General features: G+C 58.6%; 28 protein-coding genes and 1 pseudogene. 16 read left to right on the forward strand and 13 right to left on the reverse strand.

Going from position 1 to position 26,483, the window contains the following annotated elements; all coding sequences use genetic code 11:
* Nucleotides 1-109: 109 nt before the first annotated feature.
* Nucleotides 110-1,432 (reverse strand): APC family permease, encoded by a 1,323-nt coding sequence (locus ND528_RS00325; RefSeq protein ID WP_263469312.1) that lies wholly within the window; start codon nt 1,430-1,432, stop codon nt 110-112.
* Between the two features lie 553 nt (nt 1,433-1,985).
* Between ND528_RS00325 and ND528_RS00330 the strand changes: the two genes are divergently transcribed.
* The gene (locus tag ND528_RS00330) at nt 1,986-2,348 is read left to right on the forward strand and encodes a DUF6124 family protein (RefSeq protein WP_263469313.1); all 363 of its coding nucleotides are present in this window, start codon (nt 1,986-1,988) and stop codon (nt 2,346-2,348) included.
* 84 nt (nt 2,349-2,432) lie between these two features.
* Here ND528_RS00330 and ND528_RS00335 read toward each other — a convergent pair whose 3' ends face one another.
* From ND528_RS00335 to ND528_RS00350, 4 genes are all read right to left on the reverse strand, one after another.
* On the reverse strand, nt 2,433-2,534 hold the full coding sequence (locus ND528_RS00335) for a YHYH domain-containing protein (RefSeq protein ID WP_263469792.1): 102 nt from the start codon (nt 2,532-2,534) through the stop codon (nt 2,433-2,435).
* Nucleotides 2,513-3,649 carry a nickel/cobalt efflux protein RcnA gene (locus tag ND528_RS00340; RefSeq protein WP_263469314.1) on the reverse strand — a complete coding sequence of 379 codons (1,137 nt, stop codon included), beginning with the start codon at nt 3,647-3,649 and terminating at the stop codon, nt 2,513-2,515. Before ND528_RS00340 ends, ND528_RS00335 begins: the two co-directional genes overlap by 22 nt.
* A gap of 7 nt (nt 3,650-3,656) precedes the next feature.
* On the reverse strand, nt 3,657-3,956 hold the full coding sequence (locus ND528_RS00345; RefSeq protein ID WP_150635596.1) for a metal-sensing transcriptional repressor: 300 nt from the start codon (nt 3,954-3,956) through the stop codon (nt 3,657-3,659).
* A gap of 373 nt (nt 3,957-4,329) precedes the next feature.
* A complete protein-coding gene (locus tag ND528_RS00350; RefSeq protein WP_263469315.1) occupies nt 4,330-5,304 on the reverse strand; it encodes an AraC family transcriptional regulator in 975 nt (324 codons plus the stop codon).
* 191 nt (nt 5,305-5,495) lie between these two features.
* Between ND528_RS00350 and ND528_RS00355 the strand changes: the two genes are divergently transcribed.
* Complete coding sequence (locus tag ND528_RS00355; RefSeq protein WP_263469316.1) at nt 5,496-6,008, forward strand: nuclear transport factor 2 family protein; 513 nt, start codon at nt 5,496-5,498, stop codon at nt 6,006-6,008.
* Nucleotides 6,009-6,524: 516 nt separating this feature from the next.
* Here the strand turns inward: ND528_RS00355 and ND528_RS00365 are convergent.
* Nucleotides 6,525-6,836 (reverse strand): hypothetical protein, encoded by a 312-nt coding sequence (locus tag ND528_RS00365; protein WP_125916036.1) that lies wholly within the window; start codon nt 6,834-6,836, stop codon nt 6,525-6,527.
* Nucleotides 6,837-7,098: 262 nt separating this feature from the next.
* Between ND528_RS00365 and ND528_RS00370 the strand changes: the two genes are divergently transcribed.
* The gene (locus ND528_RS00370; protein ID WP_130910150.1) at nt 7,099-7,995 is read left to right on the forward strand and encodes a serine hydrolase domain-containing protein; all 897 of its coding nucleotides are present in this window, start codon (nt 7,099-7,101) and stop codon (nt 7,993-7,995) included.
* Here the strand turns inward: ND528_RS00370 and ND528_RS00375 are convergent.
* Entirely contained in the window at nt 7,969-8,901 is a 933-nt protein-coding gene (locus tag ND528_RS00375; RefSeq protein ID WP_263469317.1) for a LysR family transcriptional regulator, read from the reverse strand. The two genes, ND528_RS00370 and ND528_RS00375, sit on opposite strands and share 27 nt — an antisense overlap.
* A 145-nt stretch (nt 8,902-9,046) precedes the next feature.
* On the opposite strand from ND528_RS00375, the gene ND528_RS00380 reads away from it, so the two are divergent.
* The 4 genes from ND528_RS00380 to ND528_RS00395 all read left to right on the forward strand — a co-directional run bounded on the left by ND528_RS00380 (nt 9,047) and on the right by ND528_RS00395 (nt 13,079).
* Nucleotides 9,047-10,093, forward strand: coding sequence for an SDR family oxidoreductase (locus tag ND528_RS00380; RefSeq protein WP_130910135.1), 1,047 nt, complete (start codon nt 9,047-9,049; stop codon nt 10,091-10,093).
* Nucleotides 10,094-10,150: 57 nt separating this feature from the next.
* Nucleotides 10,151-11,461 carry an NTP/NDP exchange transporter gene (locus ND528_RS00385; protein ID WP_263469318.1) on the forward strand — a complete coding sequence of 437 codons (1,311 nt, stop codon included), beginning with the start codon at nt 10,151-10,153 and terminating at the stop codon, nt 11,459-11,461.
* Nucleotides 11,462-11,545: 84 nt separating this feature from the next.
* The gene (locus ND528_RS00390) at nt 11,546-12,088 is read left to right on the forward strand and encodes an AAA family ATPase (protein WP_130899697.1); all 543 of its coding nucleotides are present in this window, start codon (nt 11,546-11,548) and stop codon (nt 12,086-12,088) included.
* An 88-nt stretch (nt 12,089-12,176) separates the two neighbouring features.
* Complete coding sequence (locus ND528_RS00395) at nt 12,177-13,079, forward strand: bestrophin family protein (protein WP_263469319.1); 903 nt, start codon at nt 12,177-12,179, stop codon at nt 13,077-13,079.
* A 43-nt stretch (nt 13,080-13,122) separates the two neighbouring features.
* On the opposite strand, the gene ND528_RS00400 is transcribed toward ND528_RS00395, so the two are convergent.
* Nucleotides 13,123-13,422, reverse strand: coding sequence for a hypothetical protein (locus ND528_RS00400; RefSeq protein WP_073475000.1), 300 nt, complete (start codon nt 13,420-13,422; stop codon nt 13,123-13,125).
* 104 nt (nt 13,423-13,526) lie between these two features.
* Here ND528_RS00400 and ND528_RS00405 point away from each other — a divergent pair, with 104 nt between their 5' ends.
* Both ND528_RS00405 and ND528_RS00410 read left to right on the forward strand, forming a co-directional pair.
* A complete protein-coding gene (locus ND528_RS00405; RefSeq protein WP_263469320.1) occupies nt 13,527-14,138 on the forward strand; it encodes an LbetaH domain-containing protein in 612 nt (203 codons plus the stop codon).
* A 287-nt stretch (nt 14,139-14,425) separates the two neighbouring features.
* Entirely contained in the window at nt 14,426-15,433 is a 1,008-nt protein-coding gene (locus ND528_RS00410; RefSeq protein ID WP_130910151.1) for a LysR family transcriptional regulator, read from the forward strand.
* Here the strand turns inward: ND528_RS00410 and ND528_RS00415 are convergent.
* Nucleotides 15,430-15,891 carry a Rid family hydrolase gene (locus ND528_RS00415; RefSeq protein WP_039759017.1) on the reverse strand — a complete coding sequence of 154 codons (462 nt, stop codon included), beginning with the start codon at nt 15,889-15,891 and terminating at the stop codon, nt 15,430-15,432. The two genes, ND528_RS00410 and ND528_RS00415, sit on opposite strands and share 4 nt — an antisense overlap.
* Before the next feature lie 214 nt (nt 15,892-16,105).
* Here ND528_RS00415 and ND528_RS00420 point away from each other — a divergent pair, with 214 nt between their 5' ends.
* Complete coding sequence (locus ND528_RS00420) at nt 16,106-16,498, forward strand: helix-turn-helix domain-containing protein (RefSeq protein WP_039758866.1); 393 nt, start codon at nt 16,106-16,108, stop codon at nt 16,496-16,498.
* A gap of 319 nt (nt 16,499-16,817) precedes the next feature.
* On the opposite strand, the gene ND528_RS00425 is transcribed toward ND528_RS00420, so the two are convergent.
* Both ND528_RS00425 and ND528_RS00430 read right to left on the reverse strand, forming a co-directional pair.
* Complete coding sequence (locus ND528_RS00425; protein WP_125926132.1) at nt 16,818-17,204, reverse strand: cupin domain-containing protein; 387 nt, start codon at nt 17,202-17,204, stop codon at nt 16,818-16,820.
* 71 nt (nt 17,205-17,275) lie between these two features.
* A pseudogene (locus tag ND528_RS00430) lies at nt 17,276-18,084 on the reverse strand (AraC family transcriptional regulator).
* 186 nt (nt 18,085-18,270) lie between these two features.
* On the opposite strand from ND528_RS00430, the gene ND528_RS00435 reads away from it, so the two are divergent.
* Complete coding sequence (locus ND528_RS00435) at nt 18,271-19,254, forward strand: helix-turn-helix transcriptional regulator (RefSeq protein WP_263469321.1); 984 nt, start codon at nt 18,271-18,273, stop codon at nt 19,252-19,254.
* A 93-nt stretch (nt 19,255-19,347) separates the two neighbouring features.
* The gene (locus ND528_RS00440) at nt 19,348-20,475 is read left to right on the forward strand and encodes a mechanosensitive ion channel family protein (RefSeq protein WP_263469322.1); all 1,128 of its coding nucleotides are present in this window, start codon (nt 19,348-19,350) and stop codon (nt 20,473-20,475) included.
* 36 nt (nt 20,476-20,511) lie between these two features.
* Here the strand turns inward: ND528_RS00440 and ND528_RS00445 are convergent, their stop codons facing one another.
* The gene (locus ND528_RS00445) at nt 20,512-22,431 is read right to left on the reverse strand and encodes a tyrosine-protein phosphatase (RefSeq protein WP_263469323.1); all 1,920 of its coding nucleotides are present in this window, start codon (nt 22,429-22,431) and stop codon (nt 20,512-20,514) included.
* 347 nt (nt 22,432-22,778) lie between these two features.
* Here ND528_RS00445 and ND528_RS00450 point away from each other — a divergent pair, with 347 nt between their 5' ends.
* From ND528_RS00450 to ND528_RS00465, 4 genes are all read left to right on the forward strand, one after another.
* The gene (locus ND528_RS00450) at nt 22,779-24,317 is read left to right on the forward strand and encodes a class I SAM-dependent methyltransferase (RefSeq protein WP_263469324.1); all 1,539 of its coding nucleotides are present in this window, start codon (nt 22,779-22,781) and stop codon (nt 24,315-24,317) included.
* Nucleotides 24,318-24,597: 280 nt separating this feature from the next.
* Nucleotides 24,598-25,479: a manganese catalase family protein gene (locus tag ND528_RS00455; protein WP_110599202.1), complete on the forward strand. Its 882-nt coding sequence runs from the start codon at nt 24,598-24,600 to the stop codon at nt 25,477-25,479.
* The gene (locus ND528_RS00460; RefSeq protein ID WP_263469325.1) at nt 25,472-25,834 is read left to right on the forward strand and encodes a hypothetical protein; all 363 of its coding nucleotides are present in this window, start codon (nt 25,472-25,474) and stop codon (nt 25,832-25,834) included. The genes ND528_RS00455 and ND528_RS00460 overlap by 8 nt, the downstream gene beginning before the upstream one ends.
* Nucleotides 25,835-25,846: 12 nt before the next feature.
* Nucleotides 25,847-25,987 carry a hypothetical protein gene (locus tag ND528_RS00465; RefSeq protein WP_156089134.1) on the forward strand — a complete coding sequence of 47 codons (141 nt, stop codon included), beginning with the start codon at nt 25,847-25,849 and terminating at the stop codon, nt 25,985-25,987.
* Between the two features lie 22 nt (nt 25,988-26,009).
* On the opposite strand, the gene ND528_RS00470 is transcribed toward ND528_RS00465, so the two are convergent.
* A complete protein-coding gene (locus ND528_RS00470; RefSeq protein WP_212616293.1) occupies nt 26,010-26,441 on the reverse strand; it encodes an HhH-GDP family DNA glycosylase in 432 nt (143 codons plus the stop codon).
* Nucleotides 26,442-26,483 lie beyond the last annotated feature (42 nt).

A 26,483-nucleotide genomic window follows, 5' to 3' on the forward strand; every position in this document is an offset into this window, starting at 1 on the left:
CGACTGACAACGTGTGACTCATTCTGAAAAACACCACCCATCCACTGTGGGAGCGAGCCTGCTCGCGAATACGCCCGCCCAAACAACACCAATTCCCCAAGCTGCTGCACTACCCGGCCTTACTGATCGCAGAAAAATTGATACGAGAAAAGCCATGCAGCAACATCCCGACAATGATCAACGCCCCCGCGCGCAACCATGTCTCCCACCCCTGCTGACTGAGCAGCACCAGACACGACACGATCGCAAGCACCGGAACGAAGGTCGGCACGCGAAAGTGATCCTCCTCGACCCTGTCACGACGAAGAACCAGCACCGCCACATTGGTACTCAGAAAAACGAACAGCAGCAGCAAAACCACTGTCTCTGCCAACGTTGCCAAAGTACCGGTGAGCGTCAGGGCAATCGCTACCACCGTGGTTGCAACAATTGCAGCCCACGGAGTTTTTCGTTCAGGCAGAACCGCACCCAAAACACCCGGCAACAGCCCCAGATTCGCCATGCCATAGGTCAATCGGCTGGCCATGATCATGGTTAACAACGCACCGTTGGCCACAGCGATCAGCGCAATAAAGGAGAACAGCGCCGGCGGGATTGCGAGGGTCGATGCGCGGACAACTTCGAGCAAAGGCGCCGACGTTGCCACCAACTTCTCGGTAGGCAACACCGAAGAAGCCGCCACGCCCACCGCCATGTAAACCACGCCAGCGGTGAGCAAAGCGGCGAACAAGGCACGCGGGTAAACCTTGCGCACGTCTTTGATTTCCTCCGCAAGATTGGCCGAGGTTTCGAAGCCAACGAAGGAATAGAACGCCAACAATGCCGCCCCCAGCACCGCCAGCACGGGACTGACGCCCGGTTTGAACGTGAGCGTCCGTCCCAGGTCCGCATTGCCTGTGCGGAAATACCAGACAGCGGCGACGATCACCAGAATCAACCCGGACAGTTCAATCACGGTCATCACCAGGTTTGCCCCAAGCGACTCCTTGATCCCCCGCGCGTTGAGCAGGCCGATAGCCAGGAGAAACACCAGCGCTGCAATCTGCGGCGATACGTCGACAAAGGCGTTGAGGTAATCACCGGCAAACGCCAGCGACAAACCCGCTGCACTGGTGACCGCAGCCGCCAGCATGCAAAAACCGACCAGGAAGGAAATGAGCGGTGACTTGAAGGCTTTTTCCGCGAATACCGAAGCCGCCCCGGCGTGGGGATATTTGGTCACCAGTTCTGCGTAGGAACCCGCCGTCAACATGGCGAAGAACAACGCGATCAGCAGCGGCACCCAAATCGCGCCGCCCACCTCCCCGGCAATGGTTCCGGCGAGTGCGTAAACACCCGCGCCGAGTACATCGCCGAGAATAAACAGAAACAGCATCGGGAAAGTGATAGCCCGGCGCAGAGCAGGTTTATGAGTGGGAGCCGTCACGGTCATTCCTTGGTTCAGGTGGGTAGGAGCTGGAGGGTTGTCACCTCAAACAATGGAAAATGGTGAGCAAAGCAAAGTTCCAAATCTATGACGGCCCGATTGGCACGGCGCTATAAACATTGCCCACTCGACACCTGTGGGAGCGAGCCTGCTCGCGAAGAAGCCAGCCCGATCAACACAAAACCTCAGCCCAAACCAATTCCCTAAACACCCCGTTTAAAGCCGACATCCAGACTATTCCAGCAAGCTACAACGCCTTGCGCCATTGCCTACGACTACGCCAGAATCCGCCGGCTTGTGCGCCTCAGGCCGTGGTTCTATCGTTGGCCGGTCACTGAAAAACAGTGATCGGGTTTGGTAGCCCGTGTATTCGAGGTGCGCAATATCATCATTTGGCGAAAGTCTTCGCCTGACTTTTTATGGTGGTCATGCGCAGGGCGCTTTCGAGCGCGCCGGTTTTGCCTCGTGTCCCGGTCTACCAACCTGTGCATGGCCGCCACCCATCGTTTGGTAGCGAGCGGGTGATGGCTCCTTTTCAAGCGGCACGAGGAGACACATCATGTTCAAAGTCACACCGAATCCCCCGAACACCGACCCAACCTCCCCCTACGAATCCCTCGACTCAAAAAAACTCCACGAAGCCGCCGACCGCGCCCTCGACCACTACCTCAAACCCAGCGACACCATCAAAACCACGCCCTACCAAACCAGCAGCATGTTCCTCGCCAACCCAAAAACCGCCACTGAAGAACTGCTGGTCAACGCTAGCGAATCGCTAGGCTCGGCCTCGGTGATGCTGAGTGATGTGATTGGAATGGTTGAAGGATCTGCTCGCAAGACACTGCAAGGTATCGCGCAAGTGGTCATGCTCGGCGAACTGGCGGTTAATCAGGCGTTGGATAACGTCGTGCCGGTCGAGTAATTCTGCGGATGCAGGCGTTCGCTAATGCCTCGCCCTCATCGCGCGCGCCTCGATAGCCCAGCCTTGCGCTGGGCTTTTTGCTCGTCAGTGGCAGTGGTAGTCGTTGGTTTTATGGTTGCGATGGCAACCCTTTGCATCAGTGCCACCGCTGTGCGCAAAGGGCCTTATGCGCTCAGCCCGATCCAGCCATGAAAGCCGACATACAGGCCAACGCCAATGATCAGCACGCTGGACAGGTAAGGAGCGCGGCGCGCTACGGTTCCCAGCCACGGCCAGCGATTGGAAGCCTGTCTGGCGCCAATGGCCGCAGCGGCACCGACAGTGACCAGAGTCAGCGCCAGGCCGATGCTGAAACACAGAACGAGCATGCCGCCGAGCGCGACCTCTTTGACTTGCAGGCACAGCAACAGGACAGTGATGGCAGCCGGACAGGGAATCAGGCCGCCAGTCAGCCCGAACATGACGATCTGACCCGTGGTCACTTCGCGGTTGGTGAAGCGTTTACGGATGTCGTTGGCATGAGCACGTTCGTGCGCATCCTGATAGCCATCAATCGACAGCTCCAGGCCTTCCAATTCGGAATGCGCATGCCCGTGATCATGCTCCTGGAACGTCAGGTCGTAATCATGCGAATGCCCGGCATGCCCAAGGCTCAAGCGGGCGCTGAACTGGTGCGGTTCCGGAATATCCACCGTCGAATGCAGAAAGCCTTCACGCTCGACGAACGCGAACGATTGGCTGCTGCCGTCCGGACGCGTCGTGGTCAGGCGAACATCCGAGGCTGCCCAGGCGTGTCCGCTCAGGGTCTTCAGGCGCCAGTGCGGTGGCATGCCCTCTTCGAAGATCGACAGTTCAACACGGCCATGACCGGTATCGATCTGGTGGGTCTCATCATGATGGCCATGCTCGTGCTCGTCGTGATGATGATCATCACCTTGCTCGAACTTGAACATCTGCTCACCGCGCCAGGTACGCCACAGCATCCACAACGCAATCGCGATGATCAGTGCAGACGAAGCAAGCTGGAAATACGGCTCAGTGGTTTCAGCGTCCAGACCTTTGCCCAGGTACATGCCGCCGATGGCGACCAGCCACACCACGGCGGTGTGCGAAAGCGTTGCGGCCAACCCCAACAAAACAGCCTGTTTGACCGAGCCACGGATGGCCACGATGAAGGCCGCCATCATGGTTTTCGAATGACCTGGCTCCAGGCCATGCAAGGCGCCGAGCAGAATCGCGCTCGGGAAATACAGCCAGGCGTGAGCCCCGCCTTGTTGCAGCAGTTCAGCAAAGTTGGGCATGTCAGAACTAGAGGTACTTGGTGATTTGTTTGAAGGCTTCCAGCGGTGCGCGCTCGCCATTGCCCAGGGCCGAAACGGTATCTTCGAGGCAGTGGTCGATGTGATCCTGGATGAGTGTTCGTTTGGCCTGGCAGATCGCTTTCTCGACCGCATGAAGCTGCTGGGCGATATCCACGCACTGACGCCCTTCTTCGATCATGGTGATGATGCCGCGCAAATGCCCGTCCGCCCGTTTGAGGCGTTTGATGATCGCCTCATGACTTTGGTGGGTGTGGGGATGGCTGTGTTCGTGTTCGTGTTCACTCATGAGTTGAGTCTCAGGGCTCGATGAATCGCTGGCATCCTATCCCCCCAGGGGGGATTAGGCAAATCGCTTGAACGCCCGGTCAACGAGTTGAAACCTTTAACGCCATGTACAGCAAAACACTAACAACGACGGTAGTAATCGCGCTTGCTCTCGCCATGTTCATGGCCTGGGCCGGGCATACCTATTCGTTGTCAGTCACCTCGGGGCAGCCAGCCTGGGAGATCGCTCAGGACGTCCATCATGCTCACGGCGAAGAGTCGTCATCCAGCCACGACCGGCGATTACCTGAGCGTCAAACAGTAATGCGGAACACATTGAAAACGAGGCCGGAAATGCGGCCTCGTTTTTTTCTGCGCGAAGAAAAGTGCTGGATTCAAATTCCACAAATGTCCGTGCGCAGCCGCCAAGCGTCTTTCGCCGGCGGCATACCGAACAAGCGGGCGTAGTCCCGACTGAACTGCGAGGGACTTTCATAACCGACTGCATATCCCGCCTCTGCGGCATCCACTGCTTCAGTGACCATCAGCCGGCGTGCTTCCTGTAGCCGCAACTGGTTACGAAATTCCAGCGGGCTCATCGAGGTGATCGCCTTGAAATGCGTGTGAAACGAAGAACGGCTCATGCCGGCGATTTCGACGAGTTGATCTATTCGACACGCTTCGTTGTAGTGGCTGCGCAGCCAGGCAATAGCCTTGGCGATCTGGTTCAAGCGGCTGTCTGCTTGTGCCATCTGCCTGATGATGCTGTTGCCGTTTTCGGTTAGAAGGCGATAAAGCATTTCGCGAATCACCAGCGGAGCGAGCGCTTCGATATCCCGTGGCCTGTCGAGCAGCCCGGCCAGCCGAACCGCAGCATCCAGCAGTTCTGGAGTCGTATCGTTGAGCGTAATGCCTGCCGGCGGTGCACTGACGCTCTCTTCTCTTAGCGGATGGCGCAGCGCAAGTTCACTCAATACAGCGGTATCGAGATCCAGCGCCAGGCACAGATAGGGAACAGCCTCACTCGCCTCGATGACCGAGCCCATCACCGGAAGGTCTACCGATGCAATCAGGTATTTGGCCGGATCGTAAACATAGGCGGTAGTGCCCAGCATCGCTTGTTTTCGTCCCTGAGCCACTAGGCAAAGTGTCGGCTCATACACCACCGGCATAGGCATCGTGGGCGAAGCCGAACGAATCAGGCTGACACCCGGAATCGCGGTGCTGTGAATGCCGTCATTCTGGGCGTGACGACCAATGATATCGACAAGCTTGGACAGGGAACTCAAACGCAACTCCATAACGAGGGCATGCGGCGGTTGAACAACTGGTATCGGATGATCAAGCAAGAAATCAGGACGATCCTGCAACAGCCCTCCTCCGCTCATAAGTCACACTTCAGATGAAGCCCAGAGGTACTGCCGGCCACACCCGCGCCGATTCTTTGCCAAAGCCCCATATAGAGCAACGGCGTGAGGGAACGCAACTAGCGGCTTACAGATAACAACAACGGCCCATCCAACTCGACGGGGCTCATCGAACAGATTAAGGAGCACAGGAAATGACGCTTGTTCAACGCCTCTCTACAGCGCTAGCACTGGTCCTCACCACACTCATCGCAGGGCCGGCGCCCGCCAGGGCCAACGAACCGACTACGGAACGCAATCGCCAATTCATCGCGCAAGCGTTCAACCAGTGGGCTCAGGGCGGCCGGACGTTCTTCACAGATGTCCTGGCTCCCGATGTGATCTGGACAATCAAGGGGACGAGCCCTTCGGCGGGCACTTATCGCGGCCGAGATGACTTCCTCAAACGCGCAGTCCAACCCTTCGCAAAACGGCTCGCCTCGCCCGTTCGCCCGACGGTGACGGATATCTGGGCTGAAGGCGACGACGTCGTCGTGCACTGGGACGGCACCGCCACCGCAGCTGACGGCGCGCCTTATCGCAACAGCTACGTGTGGATCATGCGCATGCAAAATTTGCAGGCAGTCGAGGTCACTGCCTTTCTGGACCTGGTGCCTTATGACGACGTTATCAGGCGAATTCCGCTTGAAGCGGGAGATCTTGAATAGATAAGCCCGCCAGGATCGACTGGAGGATCTGCCCGGAACACGGTGCAAGATGATGCAGATAGAGATGTCACCGAATGTCGGCTTTCGGCCAATAGCTGCCTCTCATTTCAGCAGCAATGGGCAGGTGAAGACTGCATCTTATGACTGAGTACGGGTGCAATTCAGAGGGGGCATTTCTTCATTGAGAGCCGTAGTCGTTGCCATTCATTCCAGCAGTCCTCGGCGACTAAGTCCCGGAACCCACGTTCGTTCTCCATATCCAGGGCGACGTCGAATGGAACTGCAACACACGTCGCGTGATCACGAATTTTGAGTGCCTCGGACTCTGTAAGTGGGGAGCCTTTGTTCGTTTCGGCGCTTTGCAAAGCCACCGAAAGCGCCGGAATGAATACAACGCAAAGCTGTTCCGTCATCTGTTGCTTGCCTCAATTGTGCGAGAAGGCCGAAAGATTACGCTGGTCGCTTAATCACGGCTATTGGCCAGAAGCTGCCTCCCAGGCAGCGAACCGTGAATGGTCACTCGTCAAACAAGGTCCAGCCATGACAAATGCCGGCAAAGTCTTTTGCCGTAAAAAATAATGTCAGTTCCTTTGGGTCAAATTCTTTGTAGAGCCAATGCCCAGGAATGGGGCCTCTCGTTATCGCGTATTCCAAGCGGTATTTTTGAACAGGTCCAAAACCGAAGGATCGTGAATTCAACTCAAACCTGTCACCTCTGTTGAGCGCCCATAGCTTTTCAACAAGGCAGTCATCAAGCACCACCTCTCCCGCTACCTCAATCAGATACTTTGAATGAAGTTTTTGTTGAAGCCTAACGCTTCTGGCCATGCATCAACCTACCTATGAACAGTCCGAGCATCGGCGCAATAATACTTGAACATGATGACGACCGCTTTGGGTTGGAAAAAAGTGCGTTGAGCGTCCGCTTTTGGCCGATTGCTGCCCGTCGCAATGCGCACCTTGCTGGCAGGCAATGCAAATGGATAACGGTGAAGATCCTGGAAAATCAAAAAACCCCGACAGCCCCATAACCCGTCCAGACAAGCTATCGTGTCGAGCCCTCGCTTCGTCAAAAACCCCAGGAAAGCCAATGCCCAGCTTACTTGTAATGAATGGCCAGGCTCACGAGTTCGACCGTCCAGCCCCCATAGCCCCATGGTGGAGCTTTACCAAAACAGTGTTGGCAGCGACCGCCCTTTCGTTGGTACGTGACGGTCTGATCGAACTGGACGAGCCAGTTCTCAACCAGCCTTTTACGCTGCGTCAGTTGCTGCGGCATGAGTCAGGCCTCGCCGATTATGGCGAGCTGGCTGAGTATCACGACGCCGTCGCTGGCAATGAGGACGCATGGCCGGTGATTGAAATGATGCAACGTCTTGAGGGTGCGCGACTTCGATACCGCCCTGGCACCGGATGGCGTTACTCGAATGTTGGTTACCTTTTCGTCGTGAGACTCATTGAACAGCTCACTGAGCTGACGCTTGAAGAGGCCATCCGCCGACGCGTTTTGACCCCCTTAGGCCTTTCTAGCGTTCGCTTTGCTAAAACGCGGGCCGATTTGAAGGAATGCCAAGGTGGAAATACGTTGAACTACGACCCCGCCTGGGTTTATCACGGCTTGCTGATTGGTCCCCTCTCCCAAGCAGCGTTATTGCTGGATCGACTCCTCGCCGGCCAACTCCTTCCCTCGACGTTGCTCCAGGCAATGCAGACAGCAAAACCCTTGGGCGGCCCGATTCCAGGACGCCCATGGATCGCTCCGGGGTACGGCCTTGGTTTGATGCAGGGTTCGATTGAGGGCGGATTGATCCTGAGCGGACACACAGGTTGCGGACCCGGCAGCGTCATTGCCGTTTACCGAGTCTGCGATGGCAACGCATCAGCCTGTTGCGCGGGTTTCGAGATGGGAGCCAATGAAGGTGCCGTTGAAGCCCACGTCGTCCAACGATTGGTGCAGGCCTTACGACACGGTGCTGACAACGCCTGAGTTCTCTGCCGGCTGCCCTTCCCCCCGCAAAAAATCCACAAACGCCCTCAGCGGCGAAGGCATGTGACGGCGGCCGTGGTAGTAAAGAAACGGGCCGTCGAAGGCCTGCCACCAGTCCTCGAGTATCGGCACCAGTCGACCATCGGAGAGCGGCTCGCGCAGAAAGTCCTCGAAGGTATAGACGATGCCCAGCCCGTTGATGGCCGAGCGAATTTTCAGATCGTGCGACGACGTCAGCAGTTGCCCCTGAGGCGGGATACGCACGACACGGCCGTCTCGATGGAACTCGAATACGCCGACTTTGCCACTCTCGAAGCGATGGCCGAGCAGGTCATGGCCCGGCAGTTCTTCGGGGTGAGTGGGCGTACCGCGTTCAGCCAGATAGCCCGGGGCGGCCGCTGCAACGAAGCGTTGGCGACGCGGGCCGATGGGCACGGCGATCATGTCTTTCGCCAGGCTTTCTTCATAGCGCACGCCGGCGTCATACCCGCCAGCGTTGACGTCGACGAAGGTGTTGTCCATGACGACTTCGACACTGACTCCTGGATAAAGGCGCAGAAAACGCGCCAGCAGGTCGGGCAACAGAAAACGTGCCACCGGCACCGGCACATTGAGCTTCAGCGTGCCGACCGGGCGCTGAGCGTCGTCGTCGAGATCGTTGAAAGCGGCGTCGATTTCTTGCAAGGCCGGGCGCAGCCGCTTGAGCAATCGTTCGCCGGCTGCCGTCGGCGTGACGCTGCGCGTGGTTCGATTGAGCAGGCGCACGCCCAGGTCGCTTTCCAGCCGACGCATGCAGTCGCTCAGCGACGAGGCGGACAAACCGCGCTTTTGCGCGGCAGCACGAAATCCCCCCGCCTCGACCACCGCAGCAAATATCGACACATCGGTAAGGTTTGGTTTACGCATGGACGCTTCCTCCGCAAGCGGCTGACTGTACGCCATACCGTACGGGCCATCCACCAATGCCCGACTTATCCTCGGGCACTCGTACACCGATACTGCTCACTCGCCCCGCCGAGCGGGAACCTGTCACGCGAATGAGAATCCCCCGATGAGCCATTCACCCGCTACGCCGAGCAATACCGCGACCCAACGCCTTCTCAAAGCCACCCGAATGCTGTTCGCCATTTCCGCGATGGCCGGCACACTGGCTGCGCAGGCGACTTCCCGAACGGAGCCGAAGCCGGACTGGTCAACCCACGACATGCCCAGCCAGAAAGGTCGCATCGTGCTGGTGACCGGGGGAACCAGCGGCATGGGCTATGAAGACGCGCTGGCCCTGACGCGCGCCGGTGCCGAGGTGATCATCGCCGCACGCAACGCCGAGCGCGGCCGCGAGGCGATCGCCAACATCAAGCAAGCCGTGCCCGAGGCGCGCGTGCAATTCGAAACGCTGGACCTTGCCAATCTGCAATCGGTGCGCGACCTCGCCAACCGTCTGCAAGGGCGCCTGCCGAGGCTCGACGTGCTGATCAACAATGCCGCGATCATGTCGCCGCCTGTTCGAGGCGTTTCCGCCGATGGCTACGAGATGCAACTGGCGACCAATTATCTGGGGCATTTCGCCTTGACCGGCCTGCTGATGCCCCTGCTACGCAAAAGCGACGATGCTCGGGTGGTCAGCCTGTCGAGCATCGCCGCCGGGCGCGCAAGCCTGAACTTCGATGACCTGCAGGCTGAGCGCAGTTACGACCCTTTCGCCAGCTACAGCCAATCGAAACTGGCGGTTCTAAAGTGGAGTATTGAGCTGCAGCAGCGCAGCGATGCCGCCGGCTGGGGTATACGCAGCATCGCCGCGCACCCCGGCGTCGCCGTGACCGAGCTCATCGCCCGGGGGCCTGGCCTGGACAGTGAATTCGGCAAACAATGGGCAGTAGAGCGGGACCTGTATCATTCCGCAGCGCAGGGCGCGCTGCCCACGCTGTATGCAGCGACGGCGCTTGAGGCGGTTGGCGGCGCCTACTATGGCCCCACCGGAGATAACGAAAAGCGCGGGCCGCTGGGCTTCGCCAAGATGCCGCCGGCCGCTGCCGATCGCTCGAATTCGGCCACACTGTGGCAACTCTCCGAGCGACTGACCGGCGTCACCTACCGCTGACCGCCCGGCACGGGCAGGCCCCGTGCCGTTGCCCCGCCACTCCCACAGGAGCGCAACATGGATATGTCTCTTCTTGCCCACCGCGCCGGCGCCATCATCAATGCCGAGGCTCACGAGCTGCGCCCTGCGCTCAACGGTTTTCTGCTGTTCTTTTGCCTGTTCGCCGGCTATTTCATGCTCCGTCCGATCCGCGAATCGATGGGCATCACTGCCGGCGTCGAGAACTTGCAGTGGCTGTTCACCGCGACCTTCCTGGTCATGCTGGCGGCCGTTCCGCTGTTCGCCTGGCTCAGCGCACGCGTGCCGCGCCTGCATTTCGTGGACTGGGTGTACGGATTCTTCTGCACCAATCTGCTGTTGTTCGCCGCCTTGTTCCTGGGCGAGGAAAGCCCTTGGCTGGCGCGCGTGTTTTACGTGTGGATATCGGTCTACAACCTGTTTGTCGTATCGGTCGCCTGGAGCCTGATGGCCGATGTCTTCGACAGTGCCCAGGCCAAACGTTTGTTCGCGTTCATCGCGGCGGGCGCCAGCGTCGGCGGCCTGAGTGGCCCTGCGCTGAGCGCCTTGCTGATCGGTCCGCTGGGCGAGTCCGGCCTGATGCTGCTGGCCGCTGTTCTGCTGGCCGCTGCGATGTGGTTCAAGCGCCAGCTGATGCGCTGGCGTGAACGGGGTGGCGCAGGACGCCCCGATGCCGCGCCGAGCGAAAGCCCTCGCAGGCCGTTGCCGGGCAATCCGTTCAGCGGTATGACGGCCGTTTTGAAATCATCCTATCTGCTCGGCATCTGCGGCTTTGTGGTGCTGCTGGCGACAGTCTCCACCTTCCTTTACTTCGAGCAGGCACGCGTCGTCGCCGAACACTTCCCGGACCGCGAGGCGCAGGTGCGCGTGTTCGGCATCATCGACTTTGTCGTGCAGGCGGGCGCCCTGCTCTGTCAGCTGTTCATCACCGGACGCCTCGCCCAAAGGCTCGGTGTCGGCGTGCTGTTGGCCATGGTGCCGCTGGTCATGTGTGCGGGGTTTATCGGGCTGATCTTCGCCCCCGGCTTTGGCCTGATCGCCGCGCTGATGATCGTGCGCCGCATCGGTGAGTACGCCTTCGTGCGCCCAGGCCGAGAGATGCTGTTTGCCCCGCTCGATGCCGAAAGCAAGTACAAGGCAAAGAACTTCATCGACACCGTGGTCTACCGCGCCGGCGATGCCATCAGTGCCTGGGCGAAAAGCGCGCTGGACGCCCTCGGCCAAGGTGCAGGCATGTCAGCGCTGGTCGGCGCGTTGTGCGCACTGCTGTGGGGGCTGCTGGGATGGCGGCTCGGCGAGCGGGCGGACCGCCGAGCCAGTTTGTCGGCGGCGCGGCAAAACCCCGCCTAGCGTTCATCGGTCATTGACTGAGACAGGCATTGCCGTAGAATCGCCCGCCCAAAAAATCAGCTTGCAGAGCGAGAAGGAGCTTCGATGCAACGGGTGATGATTGTTGGTCAGCCTGGGTCTGGCAAAAGTACGTTGGCGCGCAGGCTTGGTGAGCGCACGGGGTTGCCGGTCGTGCATATCGACACGATCCATTGGCAGCCAGGCTGGATCGAGCGAAGCCCGGATGAGAAGACCCGACTTTGCCTGGAGGTCGAGGCGCGTGATCGCTGGATATTCGAAGGTGGCCATTCAACCACTTGGGAAAATCGCATCGCCCGTGCAGATCTGCTGATCTGGATCGATCGTTCGCCACCGCTTCGATTCTTGCGCGTCCTGCGTAGAACGCTGCTCAACCACGGTCAGTCTCGGCCTGACTTGCCGGAAAACTGCCCCGAACAGCTGGCGAATCTGCCGGAGTTTCTAAAGTTCATGTGGCGGACGAGAAAAACCTCGCGAGCCAAAATGCGCCAATTCGTGTCAACGGCGCCATCGGCTTGCCGGGTGGTTCATCTGCGGTCGAATCGAGAGACGAAGATATTTCTTGAAAGCATTCGCCATGCACAGGGCCAGACTTTACAGACTGACTGACGGCTGACCGCTCCACCAGGGAACTGCCGGTGCCAGGCATCGTCCGAGCTTAAGCGTTTAAGCAAACTGCTCGCCACGAGGTTTCCGTTTGAAAGCTGCCATCGTCAAAAAATACCGTCTGATCATCAAGACCCTCGGCTACGTGGGCTGGTCTTTGTTCTGGTTGCTGCTCTGGGACATCGCCGTCACCGTCGACTTCATGCTGTTTCTCAACGCCAAACTGAACCTGCCGTTGATGCCGCTGACCTTGCTCGGTTCGGCGTTGATCGTGTTGATCAGTTTTCGCAACAGCAGCGCTTACAACCGCTGGTGGGAAGCGCGGACTCTGTGGGGGTCGATGATCAACAATTCCCGCAGCTTCGCCCGGCAGGTGCTGACGCTGCTGGACGACGCTGGTGGCGAGGTTAACCCGGTCAAATCCACGCTGCTGCGCCGCCACGTCGCTTACGTAAATTGCCTCGCCGCGCATCTGCAAGGCCAGCCGTGTCCCGACGAGGTACGGGTCTTTATTCCCGCCGAAGAATTCGCCCGCAGTGGCACGACCAATAACTTTGCCAACGATATCCTCACCGGCTCGGCGACTTTGCTCGCTCGCGAATACAAGGCTGGGCATCTGGACAGTATTCGTCTGGCGCGGCTTGAGTCGACGCTCGTGGACTTGTCCAACAGCCAAGGCGGCATGGAGCGGATCGCCAATACCCCGCTGCCCTACCCTTATGTGTATTTCCCACGGCTGTTCATTTCGCTGTTCTGCCTGATCGTCCCGATAGGTCTGGTGGAATCCCTCGGCTGGTTCACGCCGCTGGCGTCGACTGTGGTCGGGTTCATGCTGCTGGCCATCGAGCGCATCGGCACCGATCTGCAAAGCCCGTTTCGCCACAGCGAACACCAGATTCAAATGGAAGCGCTGTGCGAAACCATCGAAAAGAATTTGCAGTCAATGCAGCGTGATTCGTTGGGGGATGTACGCAGGGTTGAGGAGCCCGCTTGAGGCGCTGCTTAAGCAGCAGCGCTTTTCATCAGATGCCCAGTGACTATTGACGAGTGTCCGCCGCCTCGGCCGGGTAAAACTCGCCCTGCTTGCCCATTTCTTCGAGTCGTTCGCGCGCTACCGCCTCAACACGTGCCACTGCCTCTCGATCGTCAGGGTCAACCAACTGCAAGCACAGGCGTCGAACATTCTGATCATGCGTCCCCTCGCTGAGCATTTCGTGGGTAAAGACTTGTTCAGCACGCCATAGGCATAACTGGGTATGGGTCCCGCCGAGCCATATCTCGTTGATTGATCCAAGATCAGTGGTTGCCAGTTGATCCACGGTGATTGTCTTATCCATTGCGCCGCACCTTGAAAATGCTTGTACAGGTACGACTGGCAGGCATAGCGAGTCGTTCAAGTCGTCGACATTCCACCCACGCCCCACTTATTCGGAAGACTCTTATGAAATCGCCAAAAATTGAAGACTACATCGCTCAATGGCCATTACTGGGCGTGGACTCCGCTGCCCCTTGGGCGGTGGTTCAGGATTGCGAGAGCCGGATTCTGGAATTGCTTGAAACGCTCGGCCCGGGATACCGGCGCCACGACTATTGTGCGATTCATGAAACCGCCATCGTTGAGCAAGGCGCCGTTCTCAAAGGCGCAATCATCATCGGCTCGGGCTGTTTCGTAGCAGCGGGCGCTTACCTCCGTGGAGGCGTTTACCTGGGCAGAAACTGCATCGTTGGCCCCAGCTGTGAGCTGAAAAGTACGTTCATGCTCGATGGCAGCAAGCTTGCCCACTTCAACTTCGTCGGCGACTCATTGATTGGCGAAGCGGTAAATATTGAAGCCGGCGCGATCATCGCCAACTACCGGAACGAACTGGACGGAGCCGATATCAAGATCCGCCACGAAAATCAGGTGATCGAAACAGGCGTCAGCAAATTCGGAGCGCTGGTGGGTGACGGCTGCAAGATTGGCGCAAACGCTGTGATTGCTCCTGGCGCTTTGTTGCGGCCCCACACACGTGTTCCTCGTCTGGGGTTGATTGATCAGTTTGCTTATGAGTGAAACCAATTTTGGCGAGAGTACGTCTTCGGCCAATGGCATCCATCTTCATAGGCGCGTCCGTTATGCCCGCTTTCATAACATCGATTTTTCCTGGCCCAGATCCCAAACACCTCTTGCACAAAGGATGACCGCTTTGGGCCGAAATCGGCCAATAGCAAAAATCCGACCTTCGCCACCCCACCGACTGACACCTTGTTCAATCAGAATGCTTGGGCAAAGTCTGCTTGTGCACGCGATTTCTTGGTTCACCTCCAGCCATTTCGTATGATGAGCAATCTAAGTTTGGGATGCTTGGCGTGAAACCGTCATCAAAAAAAGCTTTAACCACTCCGCCCGTACCAACCGGCGTCACCCAGAATTTAAGCGATGCTGTAAGTCAGCTTTCTTGGGACGACTTGCGAATCATCAAAACGCTAAGCGAATGCGGTAATAGAGCCACGACAGCGAAACGGTTGGGGATCAATGTATCCACCGTATCGCGTCGCGTGGCTCAAGTGGAAAAGACACTTGGGGTCGCCCTATTTGACCACCGTCGCTCTGGGTACATGCTCACGCCAGAAGGCATCGAGTTAAGGGCGCTCGCCGAACGCGTCGAGCTTGATATCGTCAGCGTTACACGTCGGGTTTCTCGGGCAGGTCAAGGGCCACAGGGAAAGCTTCGGATCACTACCAGCGACTCCCTGCTTTTGTATTTCCTCACGCCGATCATCGCCGACTTCAAGGCGCTTAATGAAGGAATTGCCATCGAGGTGCTGGTCGGCAACGAGACGTTAAGTCTCGCCCGCGATGAATCTGACGTAGCGGTAAGAGCGACCAAAAAACCTGCCGAAAGTCTCGTCGGGCGCAAGCTCGCTTCGATCGCATGGGCGCCTTATGGCAGCATAAAACACGCGACTACTACCCCCTTCGCAGAAGGCCAGCGATGGGTGTCGTATTCCGCAGGATTATGTGGACTGAAGGCCAAAAGCTACGTCGAAGACAGAATCGGCGCCGACTGTATTTCTTATCGTACGGACTCCGTCGCGGCCGCGAGCGTCGCCATTGCGGCAGGACTTGGTTACGGCTTTCTTCCGTGCATGCTGGGAGACATTACGCCTGGGTTAACACGCGTAGGGCCAGTTGTGCGCGAACTACAGGACGAGCTCTGGCTGCTTACGCATCAGGACATTCGAAAGTCATGGAGAGTCAAAGCATTCATGACTTTTTGTGCAGCAGCCGTAGCGCATCAAAAGCCTTTGATCGAAGGGCAATTGGATCTCCCGGTTGCGCAGGGCGAAACCGGGAGCGTCTCTTAGTCGGCGCGAGATCCGATGACAGCTTTGCAGACAATTTCAATCAGCTGTGAACGTTGAGCCAACCTGGATACACCGATGATATTGCTCGCGCACTGTGGCCGCTCAGTGCGATATGCGGCTTTGCGCACATCACCTACGACGGCGAATGCCGCGTCCATATCCAATACGTACAGCGTTTCTTCGACGACATCATCAAGGGTTGCTCCATAGAGCGCGAGCAGCTTGGCGATATTGTCGTAGGAGGCGCGCATTTGCTCTCCTATCGACGAGAAATCGCTGGGTTTACCCTCGCTATTCAGGGGCGCGGGAGCAACGAGATTACCCTCCTCATCGTGGTTGAACTGACCCGAGATATAGATCTCGTTTCCGACTTTTCTGGCCTGGGGATAGCCGTAGCCCTCCTCCCATGAGACTCCCCAGTAAGCGGTGTTTTTGCCGTGCGGTTGTGAGGCAGCCATTGCTTTCTCCTTGCAGATGACGAATCGAATGATGTCGATTCGAGTTGTCGGGAGGCAAAGGCTAGCATCGGGAACGCGACTGGGAATGTGCATTTTTGCGCCTCCAGTAGCGCAAAATTGCGCCCCCATCCCGTCGCGCCTTCCGTTAGATTTTTCCCATCGACTGACCGCTGGATTGAGCTGATCAACCGGCTAATGGGAAAAAGGAATCAGGATGAACAAGGAAACATGCGCGTCCTCACAAAAGGATCCGGCTAAACAAACCGGACAATTGAAACCCTGGCAGATCCAGCGCGCCAAGCAGCTGATGCTCGATAACCTGGACGCACATATCTCCGTGGCAGCTATCGCACAGGCGTGTGCGCTGTCGCGCAGCCATTTCACTCGTCAGTTCAAAAAAAGCACTCTCGTCTCACCCAAAGAATGGATGCGAGAGCAAAGGATTCTACGGGGCAAGCAGCTGCTTCAGACGTCAAGATTGTTGGTTGCAGAGATCGCACTAGAATGTGGTTTCTTTGATCAGTCTCACTTCAGTCGAACATTTGTGCAAACCGAAGGTGTGACTCCCAGGGCTTGGAAACAGAACAGTCAATCGCCTGCGCTGTGATTTGATGAGCTGCATAACGGGGCTAATTCGTACTTGCAGATTTAACCCCAGAATGCTGCGAATGGAGATAACAGAATCAGTCCGCCGACGACAACTGCCCAACCCCATGCTAAACCACTCTCTACCTTGAAACGGCCGTCATTCATTAAGTCCAACACGAACACGCCAATCCGATGACCTATCAAATCGATAATCAAGTCCATGGTCCTTTCTCATAACAATCTTTGCATGAGAAGTCAGAACCCGCTTTTAACTCATAGCTGCTGGTCAGGTCAGCAATTGCAACTCTGCGCAGACATTGCACAGGATGTGCGTTGGATTATATCCAGACGTCGTTCAAAGCCGTTCTTTCGCCATCTTCATGCCCCGTGTTCAAGATGCCTCGCGGCTCGATCATCATCAGCTTGGCTTCACCTTGGGCAGCCGTGCGATGTTCCACGCCGCGGGGTACCACATAGAGTTCACCTGGATTCACATAGACGCAGCCTTCCAGCAGATCAATGCGCAAGGTGCCTTCCAAAACAAGAAATGCTTCATCGGTCTCAGGATGCGAGTGCCAGATGAATTCGCCTTCGATTCGCACAACCTTGAACTGGTAGTCATTCATCTCTGCCACAACCCTGGGACTCCATTGTTGTTCGATCAGCGAAGCCTTATGTGCCAGGTTTACAGGAACTGATGAATATTGATGACGGAGCTCTGCCATGACGAATCCTCTGTGGTTGAAGTCGCCAGCCTATAGAGCAAGGAATAGGGTCTCTTGTACGATCCTGCAACTCAGCGTGCGGCGCGCAATCGTTCCAGCCAGCGCATGGGCGGGATGCCGTAACAGCGGGTGAAATGTCGCGTCATATGACTTTGATCGTGAAACCCCGCGACGAGCGCTGCATCGACCAGGGTAAAACCTTCAACCACCAATGAGCGGAACCGGTCCAGGCGGCGCAGGGTGACAAATCGGTAAGGACTCGTACCGTAAAGCGTTCTGAAGTCGCGTGACAGGCTCCAGCGTTCGCGCCCGCTGGCACACTCGAGCATCTCCAGCGTGATGCATGAATCCAAGTGTTCCAGGATGAACGCTCTGGCACGCTCGGCTGCGCGGTAATCCAGGCGCTTGCGCCCGCGCGGCTTGCCCGCGACGGCACGCAACGCCATTGCCAAGTCATACAGCGCGTCCTGTTGCTCCAATGCTTCCAGCGGATGATCCACTGCTTGCACAAATGTTTCACTGGCATGGAACAGCCGTGGGTCGTTTGAAAGCCCCCCCGTGATAAAAGGCAAGGGCTCGCCACCCAGGATGTTTTGAATCATTGCCGGATCAATGTAAGCCATCCGATAACGAAAGCCTGCATCAGTCCCGGCCATACTGGATGAAGCACGAGCGTATTGCCGGGGATACCGTGGCGCAACGAGCCTACATAGTGAAAGCTCTGGACGCCCGCCAACGTGCGGCCGATGGAGTAGGTGTCATGTCGATGAGGATCGTAGCCGTGGCTGCCGAACCACGCTTCAATACGCTCGATTCCTCCTGGTTGAACACTGCGGATGACCCAGTCAGTGCTGTCTGGTTGGCCTTTTTTCCTATCCATGAATGCGTACGTTCCCGAGTCTGTTCGGTCGTGGTGATCCGTCTGCCGAGAATATACAAGTGCAAGTATTGACTGTCTGCTTTTGCCTGAAAGCAGTCCATGGTTCCAGTCCTGTCACTGAACCGTCACGCCTGTTCCCTAGGCTCTACCAGTCTCTGCCATCGCCCCAAGAGCCCGCATTCCAAAATGCCGCCCATCACCGCCACCTCCCCACCCCGCCAAAAAATCATCCTGCGCTCCGACAACCTCACCTCTTCCGACTTCGGCGCCCTGTTCTCCAGGCTCTTCGGCAACCGCTACGCCGATACTCCGCCGCCACCTTCCAACATCATCATCGGCGGGGTCTACGGGCGGCACGACGGGGTGAGTTTTCGGCGTATGCATTACCACGGCGACTTCAGCGTCGCCCTCCCCGATCCGCAGAACGAAATCACTTTCGTCATCCCCACCGCCGGCAAGATCGTTTTCAACCACGTCACTGAATCCATTGGCATGGCGCACATCGGTCTGGCGATCGACAAAGCGGATATCCGTTCGATGCGCTTTATTGATGATCACGCCCATCACGGCATTTCGATCGATCGTCTTCAGCTCACCGAGCGGTTGTCGGCGCTGCTGGAGAAACCGGTCGTGCAGAAGATCGTGTTTGAGCCAAGCGTGGATCTGAATACCCCGGCATTTCAGGGCCTCAAGGCGTTGATTGATCTGGCCACGGGCACTGAGTTCGATGCCTTGATCAACAGCGGCACGCTGATGCCGTCGCGCTTACGCGAGATGTTGATCGATGCGGTGCTGGAGGCGTGGCCGCACAATTTCACTGAGGCTTTACGGGGGCCGGCACCGTGTGTGGCGCCGCGTCATGTGAAGGTGGCGATGGAGTTTATTCAGGCGCATCCGCAGCAGTTGGTCAGTGGCGTGGATCTGGCGCGGTTGAGTCATGTCAGCCAGCGCGCCTTGCAGGAAGGCTTTCGACGTTTTGTCGGGATGTCGATCGTGGCGTATCAGCGGCAGGTGCGTTTGCAGCGGGCGTATGAGGCGTTGGCGCGAGGGCATGCAGGCTCTGTGACGGAGGTGGCGTTGCGTTTCGGCTTCAGCAATGTCGGGCGCTTTTGTCAGTATTTTCAAAGTGCTTACGGCGTAAGCCCAGCGGAGTTGAAGGCCAGGCGTTGACCATTCGGTCCGGCGAAACCTGCATTTGATTGAACAGCAGGAATCTCAGGGCGACTAACCCCAGACAGGTCACTTGGCGAAAAGGGGGTTTCCATGACCGAGGATTTCATCGGCTTTTTCACGGCTCACACGATTTTAGGCATTTCACTGGCGAACTGGGTGCTGGCGTTCCTCGCCGCGACACTCAGTTATCTGCTGACCACCACGGCTATCCGTTTCGTGTTCCGCAAGGTGCAGGCGCGGGCCACTGCCGGCAATGGGCATCTGACGTACATGGCCAGCGAAGTACTGGCGGCGACCAGCACCACGTTGCTGCTGTTGGCATCGATTCTGGTCGGCATCGGCTTGCTGGATTTGCCGGAGCGCTGGCTCGGGCGGGTCAGCAGTTTATGGTTCGTGGTGGCGGCGTTGCAGGTCGGCCTGTGGACCAACCGCGCGCTGGCGCTGGGGTTGCATCGGTATTTCTCGCGGCATAACGCGACCGGCACTTTTCAGGCGAGCGCCCTGGCGACCCTGAGCCTGTGGGGCGTCAAGGTGTTGCTGTGGGCGGTTATTCTGCTTGCGATGCTGTCGAACCTGGGCGTCAACATCACTGCGTTCGTCGCCAGCCTGGGTGTCGGCGGTATCGCGGTGGCGCTGGCGGTGCAGAACATTCTCGGCGACGTGTTCGCCTCGCTGTCGATTGCCGTCGACAAGCCGTTTGAGGTGGGTGATTTCATCGTCGTCGGCACGCTGGCCGGTACGGTGGAGCACGTCGGTCTGAAGACCACGCGCATCCGCAGTCTCGGCGGTGAGCAGATTGTCATGGCCAACGCCGACATGATCGGCAGCACCATCCAGAACTACAAGCGCTTGCAGGAACGTCGGGTGGTGTTCGAGTTTCGTCTGACTTACGAGTGCACCAGCGAACAGATCCGCCAGATCACTCAACGCGTTGAAAGCATCATCAAGAACGAAAAACAGGCACGCTTCGACCGTTGCCATTTCCGCAGTTTTGGTGAGAGCGCGCTGGAATTCGAGACGGTATATATCGTTCTGGACGCCAGCTACAACGTCTACATGGACGTGCAGCAACGCATCAATCTGGCAATCATGGAAGCGGTGGCCGAACTGGACGCGACGTTCGCCTTCCCGGCGCGCACCGTGCATGTCGCCTCGCTGCCCGAACCCAGCGTGCAGCCGGCACGCACACCGCAACCTTCGCGTGCGCAGCATGCTTGAGCGCAAGAGCCCGGCAATTTGCCGGGCTCGCTGTGTTCAAAACGCGTAACTGGCCTTGAGTCCGCCATTGAAACCATGGCTGTCACCGCCACCGTTGGCGCCGACCTCAGCGCCTACACTCAGGGCGCCGAGGTTGGCCATCAGATTAACGCCGCCGCTGAACTGGTCGCGATTGTCGAACGCCGCGCGCTGCTCGATATCCAGCCCCAGCAGGTGGCCTTCGCTGTCGACTTGCTGATCGCCCAGCGCCCGCTCGTAGCCCACGCGCACGCCCGGCACCAACTGCCACGCACCCATCGCCATCGGGGCGAATGACACGTCGAGGTTGGCCACGGCGCTGCGTCGGGTCTGCTCGATGCCATCTACGTCCAGCGCCAGCTCACTGCCCTTCTCTTTGAAACCTTGCAAGTCGAGATGACTGACGCGAAAGCCCAGGCTCGGTTCGAGAGTCACGCCGTTGAGCGGTGCGCGATAACCCAGCGCCAGGGTCGCGCCGGTGAGGTTGCCATGGCTGTCGCCTTTAGCTGTGCCGAGGCCACCGCCAAGCTCGCGTTTGCTGTCGTAGTCGACATAACCGGCGCTGGCGTTGGCATCGACAAACATCCCGCGCTCAAGGCTGGTGAGGCCGTAACGCACACCGAGGTTGAGGAAGGTGAAGTCCGTATCGGCCTCGCCACCCGCGCCGCCCACGCTGCCCTTGCTGTAGCCAAAGCTGCCGCGCGCGCTGAGTTGTTCGCTGAAGCGCTGGGTGATGCCGAGCATCAAGCCCTGGCTGTGCTCGTTGCTGCTATCGGCGTGGGCTGAGCCGTCGGTGCCGACGTAGCTGGCGAGCGCGGTGCTCCAGAGGCGGTATTGGCCGACCTTCAAATCGCTGCCGCTGGCGAACGGCGCGGCGGCTTGTTCGATCATCGCGTTCTGCCGTAGCAGGTAGCTGGCCGCATCGGCGTAGACCTGACCGCCGACCTGCGATTCGACACCGCCCAGAGTGCCGGCGTCGATCGCCGATTGCAGGTAGTCGTTGTAGGCGCTGTAGGTGCCGGACAGCTCGGAGTTCTGCAACTGCCGCAGCAATTCGGCACCAGCGGCGGCGTTGCCGACCAGCCCGGCCTGCCCCGGCAAGCTGTTGTACTCGACCAGTTTGCCGCGCAGTACGTAAATGGTTTCCTGGGACAGACCGAGGCCCTGCTTGAGGTAGTTGTCCATGCTGCCGTACTCAGCGGCGACCTGGTCGAGACCGGCCTGCAGGTAACTGGCCTGCACCCCGAGCAGCGGCCCGTAGACAGCGGCCATGCTCGGCGGCAGCGCTTTCAGGGTCGCGGCGACACGGGCGGCGGTGTAGTCGTTGGTCGCCAGATAATTGGCCATGATCGTCGCCTCATCGACGCCAGCGATGCTCTGCAACACGGCGGCGGTCCAGCCGGTGCGATCCTTGCCGGCGGTGCAGTGGAACAGCTGCGCAGCGTCGACACTGGCCAGCTCATTGAACAACTGGCCGAACTGCCCGCGCATGCCGGCATCGCTGACGAAAGCGCGGTTGGTTTCCTCCATCATTGCCACCGCTTCGGCGGCGCTGTGGAACGAGATATTGGTGATGTTCGCACCCGAGGTGGTGCTGCCAATGATGTCGATATTGCGATAGGCCGCGCCCGTGATCATCGTGTCGGGCGTAGCGGCAATTTCGCTGGGCGTGCGCAAGTCGTAAATGGCTTTGATGCCGAGCCCATTGAGTGTCGCCAGATCCGCCGCCGACGGCGTCAATGCGTTGGAGCGGTAGAACACGCCGCTGCGCATAAAGCCGTCGTGGGCGGTGGAGTACGCGGTGGTGATGCCGGCGATGTCGCGAAAGTTGTCGATGCCGGACAAGCGCGGCGTATCAAGGATGACAGGCTCGGCCGCGTGGGCAGCGGCGATGGACAGGCTCAGAACGGACAGCGAACACAGAAGACGTTGGAACACAGTGCAGCCTCATGAAATCAGCGTTGGGCTGGTCACTATGGGCAGACGAGTGGGAGGGAATATGACAGTTTCGGCTGGCGACAAAATGCCTGCGCGAATGGGCCGTGGGGTGCGTGATCGGTCCACAAATCTCGAAATTGTTGAGGATCCCTGTGGGAGCGAGCCTGCTCGCGAAATCGGTGTGTCAGGCGACTCGATTGAAAATGGAAAAAAGCTTTCGCGAGCAGGCTCGCTCCCACAGGGGTATTACAGTGGACGTGGGAAAGTATCCGGTTTTTCTACTTGTCGCGCGCAATCACAACCCCTTATAAGACTGCCATCACTTTCAAGAACAAGAGGCTGTACCCATGAGCAACGCCTGGAACGAAGGTTATTTCACCGACGAAGGCTACACCTACAGCTATAGCCGGGAGATCAATCCGGTGTTCCTGCGTTACTGCCTGTTGTTGCGCGGGTTCGCCACGCTGGAAAGCAACGACGGCGTGCACTGCGAACTGGGTTTCGGTCAGGGCGTGTCGATCAACATCCACGCCACCGCCAACCCGGGTTCGTTTGTCGGTACGGACTTTCACCCGGGTATGGCGGCCCATGCCATCGACCTCGCGACTGCCGCCAACAATGGCGCGCGTCTGTATGACGACAGCTTCGAACAACTGCTGGCGCGCAATGATCTGCCGCAGTTCGACAGCATCAGCCTGCATGGCATCTGGACCTGGGTCAGCCGCGACAATCAGAAACTGATCGTCGAATTCGCCCGCCGTCACCTGAAACCGGGCGGCATGCTCTACGTCAGCTACAACTGCTTCCCCGGCTGGTCGCCGTCGGCGCCGCTGCGCAATCTGTTCAGCCTGCATGACCGTTTCGCCAATGCCTCGGCGCGCTCCGATGAGCGCATCGACGCCGCACTGGAGTTTTCCGAAGCGTTGCTCGCGGCCAATCCGAAGTATGCCGCGGCGGCGCCGAGCCTGGGCGCGCGGCTACAGAGCATCAAGGGCCAGGATCGTCACTACGTCGCCCACGAATATTTCAACCGCGACTGGAACTGCATGTACTTCGCCGACATGGTCGACGCGTTGGCCCCGGCCAAGCTTGACTACGCCACCACGGCAGTGCCGCTGGACTCGGTCGACCCGCTCAACCTGAGCGCCGAAGGCATGGACTTCCTGGAAACCATCGAACACCCGATCATGCGCGAGCAAGCACGGGACTACTTCGTCAACCAGCACTTCCGCCGCGACCTGTACGTGCGTGGCGCGACGCGCCTGTCCGCTGCCGAACGCCGGGCGAGAATGCTGCACAGCCGTTTCGCGTTGCTGCAAGCCTGGGAAACCGTGGCGGGCTCGGTCACCGGTCCTGCCGGCGAAGCGACCCTGCAAGCGGAAATCTACGGCCCGGTGCTCGATGCCTTGGCGGCGCAGAACTATGCGGCCAAATCAATGCGCCAATTGCTCTCCGAGACTGCAATGGCTTACGACGACCTCGAACAAGCCCTGGCCGTGCTGATCGGTATGGGCGCTGTCGCTCCGTGCCAGAGCGAGGCCGCCGAGTCGCAGGTCAGCGGTCGCTGCGCCGCGCTCAATCTGCAACTGTGCAAACGCTCACTGTACGGCGCCAACATCCAGACCTTGGCCAGCCCGGTCACCGGTGGTGGCGTGACGGTCAGCCGCTTCCAGCAGTTGTTCCTGATCTCGATCAAACAGGGCAAACAGCAGCCGGCCGAATGGGCGCAACTGGCGTGGGGGGTGATCAGCGAACAAGGTGAAGTGCTGGTCGACAATGGCCAGCCGCTGCTCACCGCTGAAGCCAACATCGCCGCGCTGACCGCACAGGCGGAGGTGTTTGCCGAGCAAACACTGCCTGTGCTGAGGGCGCTTAAAATCGCTTGATTGCAAACGAACCAAGGTGGGAGCGAGCCTGCTCGCGAAAGCGCTGGATCAGCCGCCAAATCGGTGGCTGACGTACCGCATTCGCGAGCAGGCTCGCTCCACATTGGTCGAGGTACGTGGCTAAGCCAACCGTCCTGTTTACGGAACTTTCCGCCCTCTGCCGCCCGTCCTGTCACTTGGCAAAAAACGAAATTTCTGCTGCGCGCCCTCCTCACAAACTATGCATGCGCCAACGCCCACAAGGGTGACTGCGCGATAGCCTGGTCTGAGGAAAATTTGAATGTTCATACATAACAAGCGACTTCAGTACACCGTTCGCGTGGCCGAGCCCAACCCGGGTCTGGCCAATCTGCTTTTGGAACAATTCGGGGGCGCCAATGGCGAACTGGCGGCGGCAGCGCGCTATTTCACCCAAGCCTTGGCCGAGGAAGATCCGGGGCGCAAAGACCTTCTGCTGGACATTGCCACCGAAGAGTTGAGTCACCTTGAGGTGGTCGGCTCGATCATCGTCATGCTCAACAAAGGCGCCAAGGGCCAACTGGCAGAGGGCGTTCAAGAGGAAGGTGAGCTGTACCGCGCGCTGAATGGCGCCGGCAATGACTCGCACATCACCAGCCTGCTTTATGGTGCCGGCGCGCCTCTGGTCAATTCGGCTGGTGTGCCGTGGACGGCGGCCTACGTTGACTCGATCACAGAGCCGACCGCCGACTTCCGCTCCAACATCGCAGCCGAAGCGCGGGCGAAAATTCTCTACGAACGCTTGATCAACATCACCGATGATCCGGGCGTCAAAGAGGCGCTGGGCTTTTTGATGACGCGGGAAATCGCCCATCAACAGTCCTTCGAAAAAGCCCTGCACTCGATCCAGCCAAACTTCCCGCAGGGCAAACTGCCGGGCATGCCTGAGTTCACCAACAAGTACTTCAACATGTCTGGCGAGCCCAACGTTCGTGGTCCATGGAACGAGGGCGGCGTTTGGGAATATGTGGAAACTCCAGAGCCGGCAGTAGATGGCGGTGACGGTCTGGCGACCGTCAGCCTCCCTGCTGACGACGCAGAGGTCCTGGAAGCCATGAAGATCCGCACGGCGTCTGACCCACTCAGCGAGCCGGTGACCGGTGCTGATCTGGGCTCCGGTTACGTGCAAGGCAAAGATGTCTGAACCCCGTCCGGCGACCCCGGATCGGGGTCGCCACTTGCTCAAGGTGATCAACATGAAAAACAGCAAAGTCTCGGCACTGACCTCTGAACATTTTCAACGTTTGATGGAGCACGCATACGCCGGTTTTGAGCTGGACTGCAAACAGGCCTGTCGGGGATTGAAAGTCAGCATGGCGGTGAATGTTTTTGGCCTGGGCACCCTGCTGCCGAATAATTTCGCTGAGGAGACTGCTGTCCCGCCAGCGGACGAACATCCAGCCGTCGACGACGCCTTGCCCACGATGCCGGTGGTCGCCAAGCGCGTATTGGCGCAGCGCAACCGTTCCATCGATGTGGCTGAAAGTTTTCATCGGTAACAGGAGCGCGACATGAGAACTGATAAAAACCTGAGCTTCCCCTCAAGCCTGAGCGTAGCCCCGGGACTCCAGTTTCTGCTGGGCTGTGCGATATTCGCCGGCGGAACGCTGATCCTGATGAGCGAACTGGCGGGAACCTTCTTTGCGATGTGAGCCTTGGTTTGCTATCGGGCCTTCAAAACAGCACCGCAGCCGCTTCTCTCATGAAGATCTCAACGGTCTTCGGCCCGATCCCCTCGAATTCGGACAGGCGCTTCTCCAGCGCCTTACGATCCGCGCTCGCCGCCACGATATTAGTGACCTTACCGGCGTACTCGCTGTTGAGCTTGTTGGCCAGCGCGAGTAATCGCGACGCCGTGCTTTCATCGTAACGAACGTAACGCGCCTGCCCCAGCATCGACACCAATTGACGGTGTGTGCACTGCGCGAGCTTTTGCGGCGTGTCTTTTTGATGCTGCTCTACTATGACTTGATACGCCTTCGCTGCGATCGCGCCCTGAATCCTTTTGCCCATCAGAAAACTCGCCAGCAGCCATTTGAACAGGCCGGTTTCGTTGGCGTTTTGCAGGTCGATGTTCAAGTCACCGGCGGTGATGATTTCACTCACAAGTCTCACCTCAGGGCGCGCTTCAATTACAGATGTTGACCG

The organism is Pseudomonas mercuritolerans (assembly GCF_025706525.1).
Lineage (GTDB): Bacteria > Pseudomonadota > Gammaproteobacteria > Pseudomonadales > Pseudomonadaceae > Aquipseudomonas > Aquipseudomonas mercuritolerans.

Bases quoted from the DNA above. Each gene is read 5' to 3' on its own strand.
- ND528_RS00325 (WP_263469312.1), bottom strand. From the start codon at position 1,432: ATGACCGTGACGGCTCCCACTCATAAACCTGCTCTGCGCCGGGCTATC.
- ND528_RS00330 (WP_263469313.1), top strand. From the start codon at position 1,986: ATGTTCAAAGTCACACCGAATCCCCCGAACACCGACCCAACCTCCCCC.
- ND528_RS00340 (WP_263469314.1), bottom strand. From the start codon at position 3,649: ATGCCCAACTTTGCTGAACTGCTGCAACAAGGCGGGGCTCACGCCTGG.
- ND528_RS00345 (WP_150635596.1), bottom strand. From the start codon at position 3,956: ATGAGTGAACACGAACACGAACACAGCCATCCCCACACCCACCAAAGT.
- ND528_RS00355 (WP_263469316.1), top strand. From the start codon at position 5,496: ATGACGCTTGTTCAACGCCTCTCTACAGCGCTAGCACTGGTCCTCACC.
- ND528_RS00365 (WP_125916036.1), bottom strand. From the start codon at position 6,836: ATGGCCAGAAGCGTTAGGCTTCAACAAAAACTTCATTCAAAGTATCTG.
- ND528_RS00370 (WP_130910150.1), top strand. From the start codon at position 7,099: ATGCCCAGCTTACTTGTAATGAATGGCCAGGCTCACGAGTTCGACCGT.
- ND528_RS00375 (WP_263469317.1), bottom strand. From the start codon at position 8,901: ATGCGTAAACCAAACCTTACCGATGTGTCGATATTTGCTGCGGTGGTC.
- ND528_RS00380 (WP_130910135.1), top strand. From the start codon at position 9,047: ATGAGCCATTCACCCGCTACGCCGAGCAATACCGCGACCCAACGCCTT.
- ND528_RS00385 (WP_263469318.1), top strand. From the start codon at position 10,151: ATGGATATGTCTCTTCTTGCCCACCGCGCCGGCGCCATCATCAATGCC.
- ND528_RS00390 (WP_130899697.1), top strand. From the start codon at position 11,546: ATGCAACGGGTGATGATTGTTGGTCAGCCTGGGTCTGGCAAAAGTACG.
- ND528_RS00400 (WP_073475000.1), bottom strand. From the start codon at position 13,422: ATGGATAAGACAATCACCGTGGATCAACTGGCAACCACTGATCTTGGA.
- ND528_RS00405 (WP_263469320.1), top strand. From the start codon at position 13,527: ATGAAATCGCCAAAAATTGAAGACTACATCGCTCAATGGCCATTACTG.
- ND528_RS00410 (WP_130910151.1), top strand. From the start codon at position 14,426: ATGCTTGGCGTGAAACCGTCATCAAAAAAAGCTTTAACCACTCCGCCC.
- ND528_RS00415 (WP_039759017.1), bottom strand. From the start codon at position 15,891: ATGGCTGCCTCACAACCGCACGGCAAAAACACCGCTTACTGGGGAGTC.
- ND528_RS00420 (WP_039758866.1), top strand. From the start codon at position 16,106: ATGAACAAGGAAACATGCGCGTCCTCACAAAAGGATCCGGCTAAACAA.
- ND528_RS00425 (WP_125926132.1), bottom strand. From the start codon at position 17,204: ATGGCAGAGCTCCGTCATCAATATTCATCAGTTCCTGTAAACCTGGCA.
- ND528_RS00435 (WP_263469321.1), top strand. From the start codon at position 18,271: ATGCCGCCCATCACCGCCACCTCCCCACCCCGCCAAAAAATCATCCTG.
- ND528_RS00440 (WP_263469322.1), top strand. From the start codon at position 19,348: ATGACCGAGGATTTCATCGGCTTTTTCACGGCTCACACGATTTTAGGC.
- ND528_RS00450 (WP_263469324.1), top strand. From the start codon at position 22,779: ATGAGCAACGCCTGGAACGAAGGTTATTTCACCGACGAAGGCTACACC.
- ND528_RS00455 (WP_110599202.1), top strand. From the start codon at position 24,598: ATGTTCATACATAACAAGCGACTTCAGTACACCGTTCGCGTGGCCGAG.
- ND528_RS00460 (WP_263469325.1), top strand. From the start codon at position 25,472: ATGTCTGAACCCCGTCCGGCGACCCCGGATCGGGGTCGCCACTTGCTC.
- ND528_RS00465 (WP_156089134.1), top strand. From the start codon at position 25,847: ATGAGAACTGATAAAAACCTGAGCTTCCCCTCAAGCCTGAGCGTAGCC.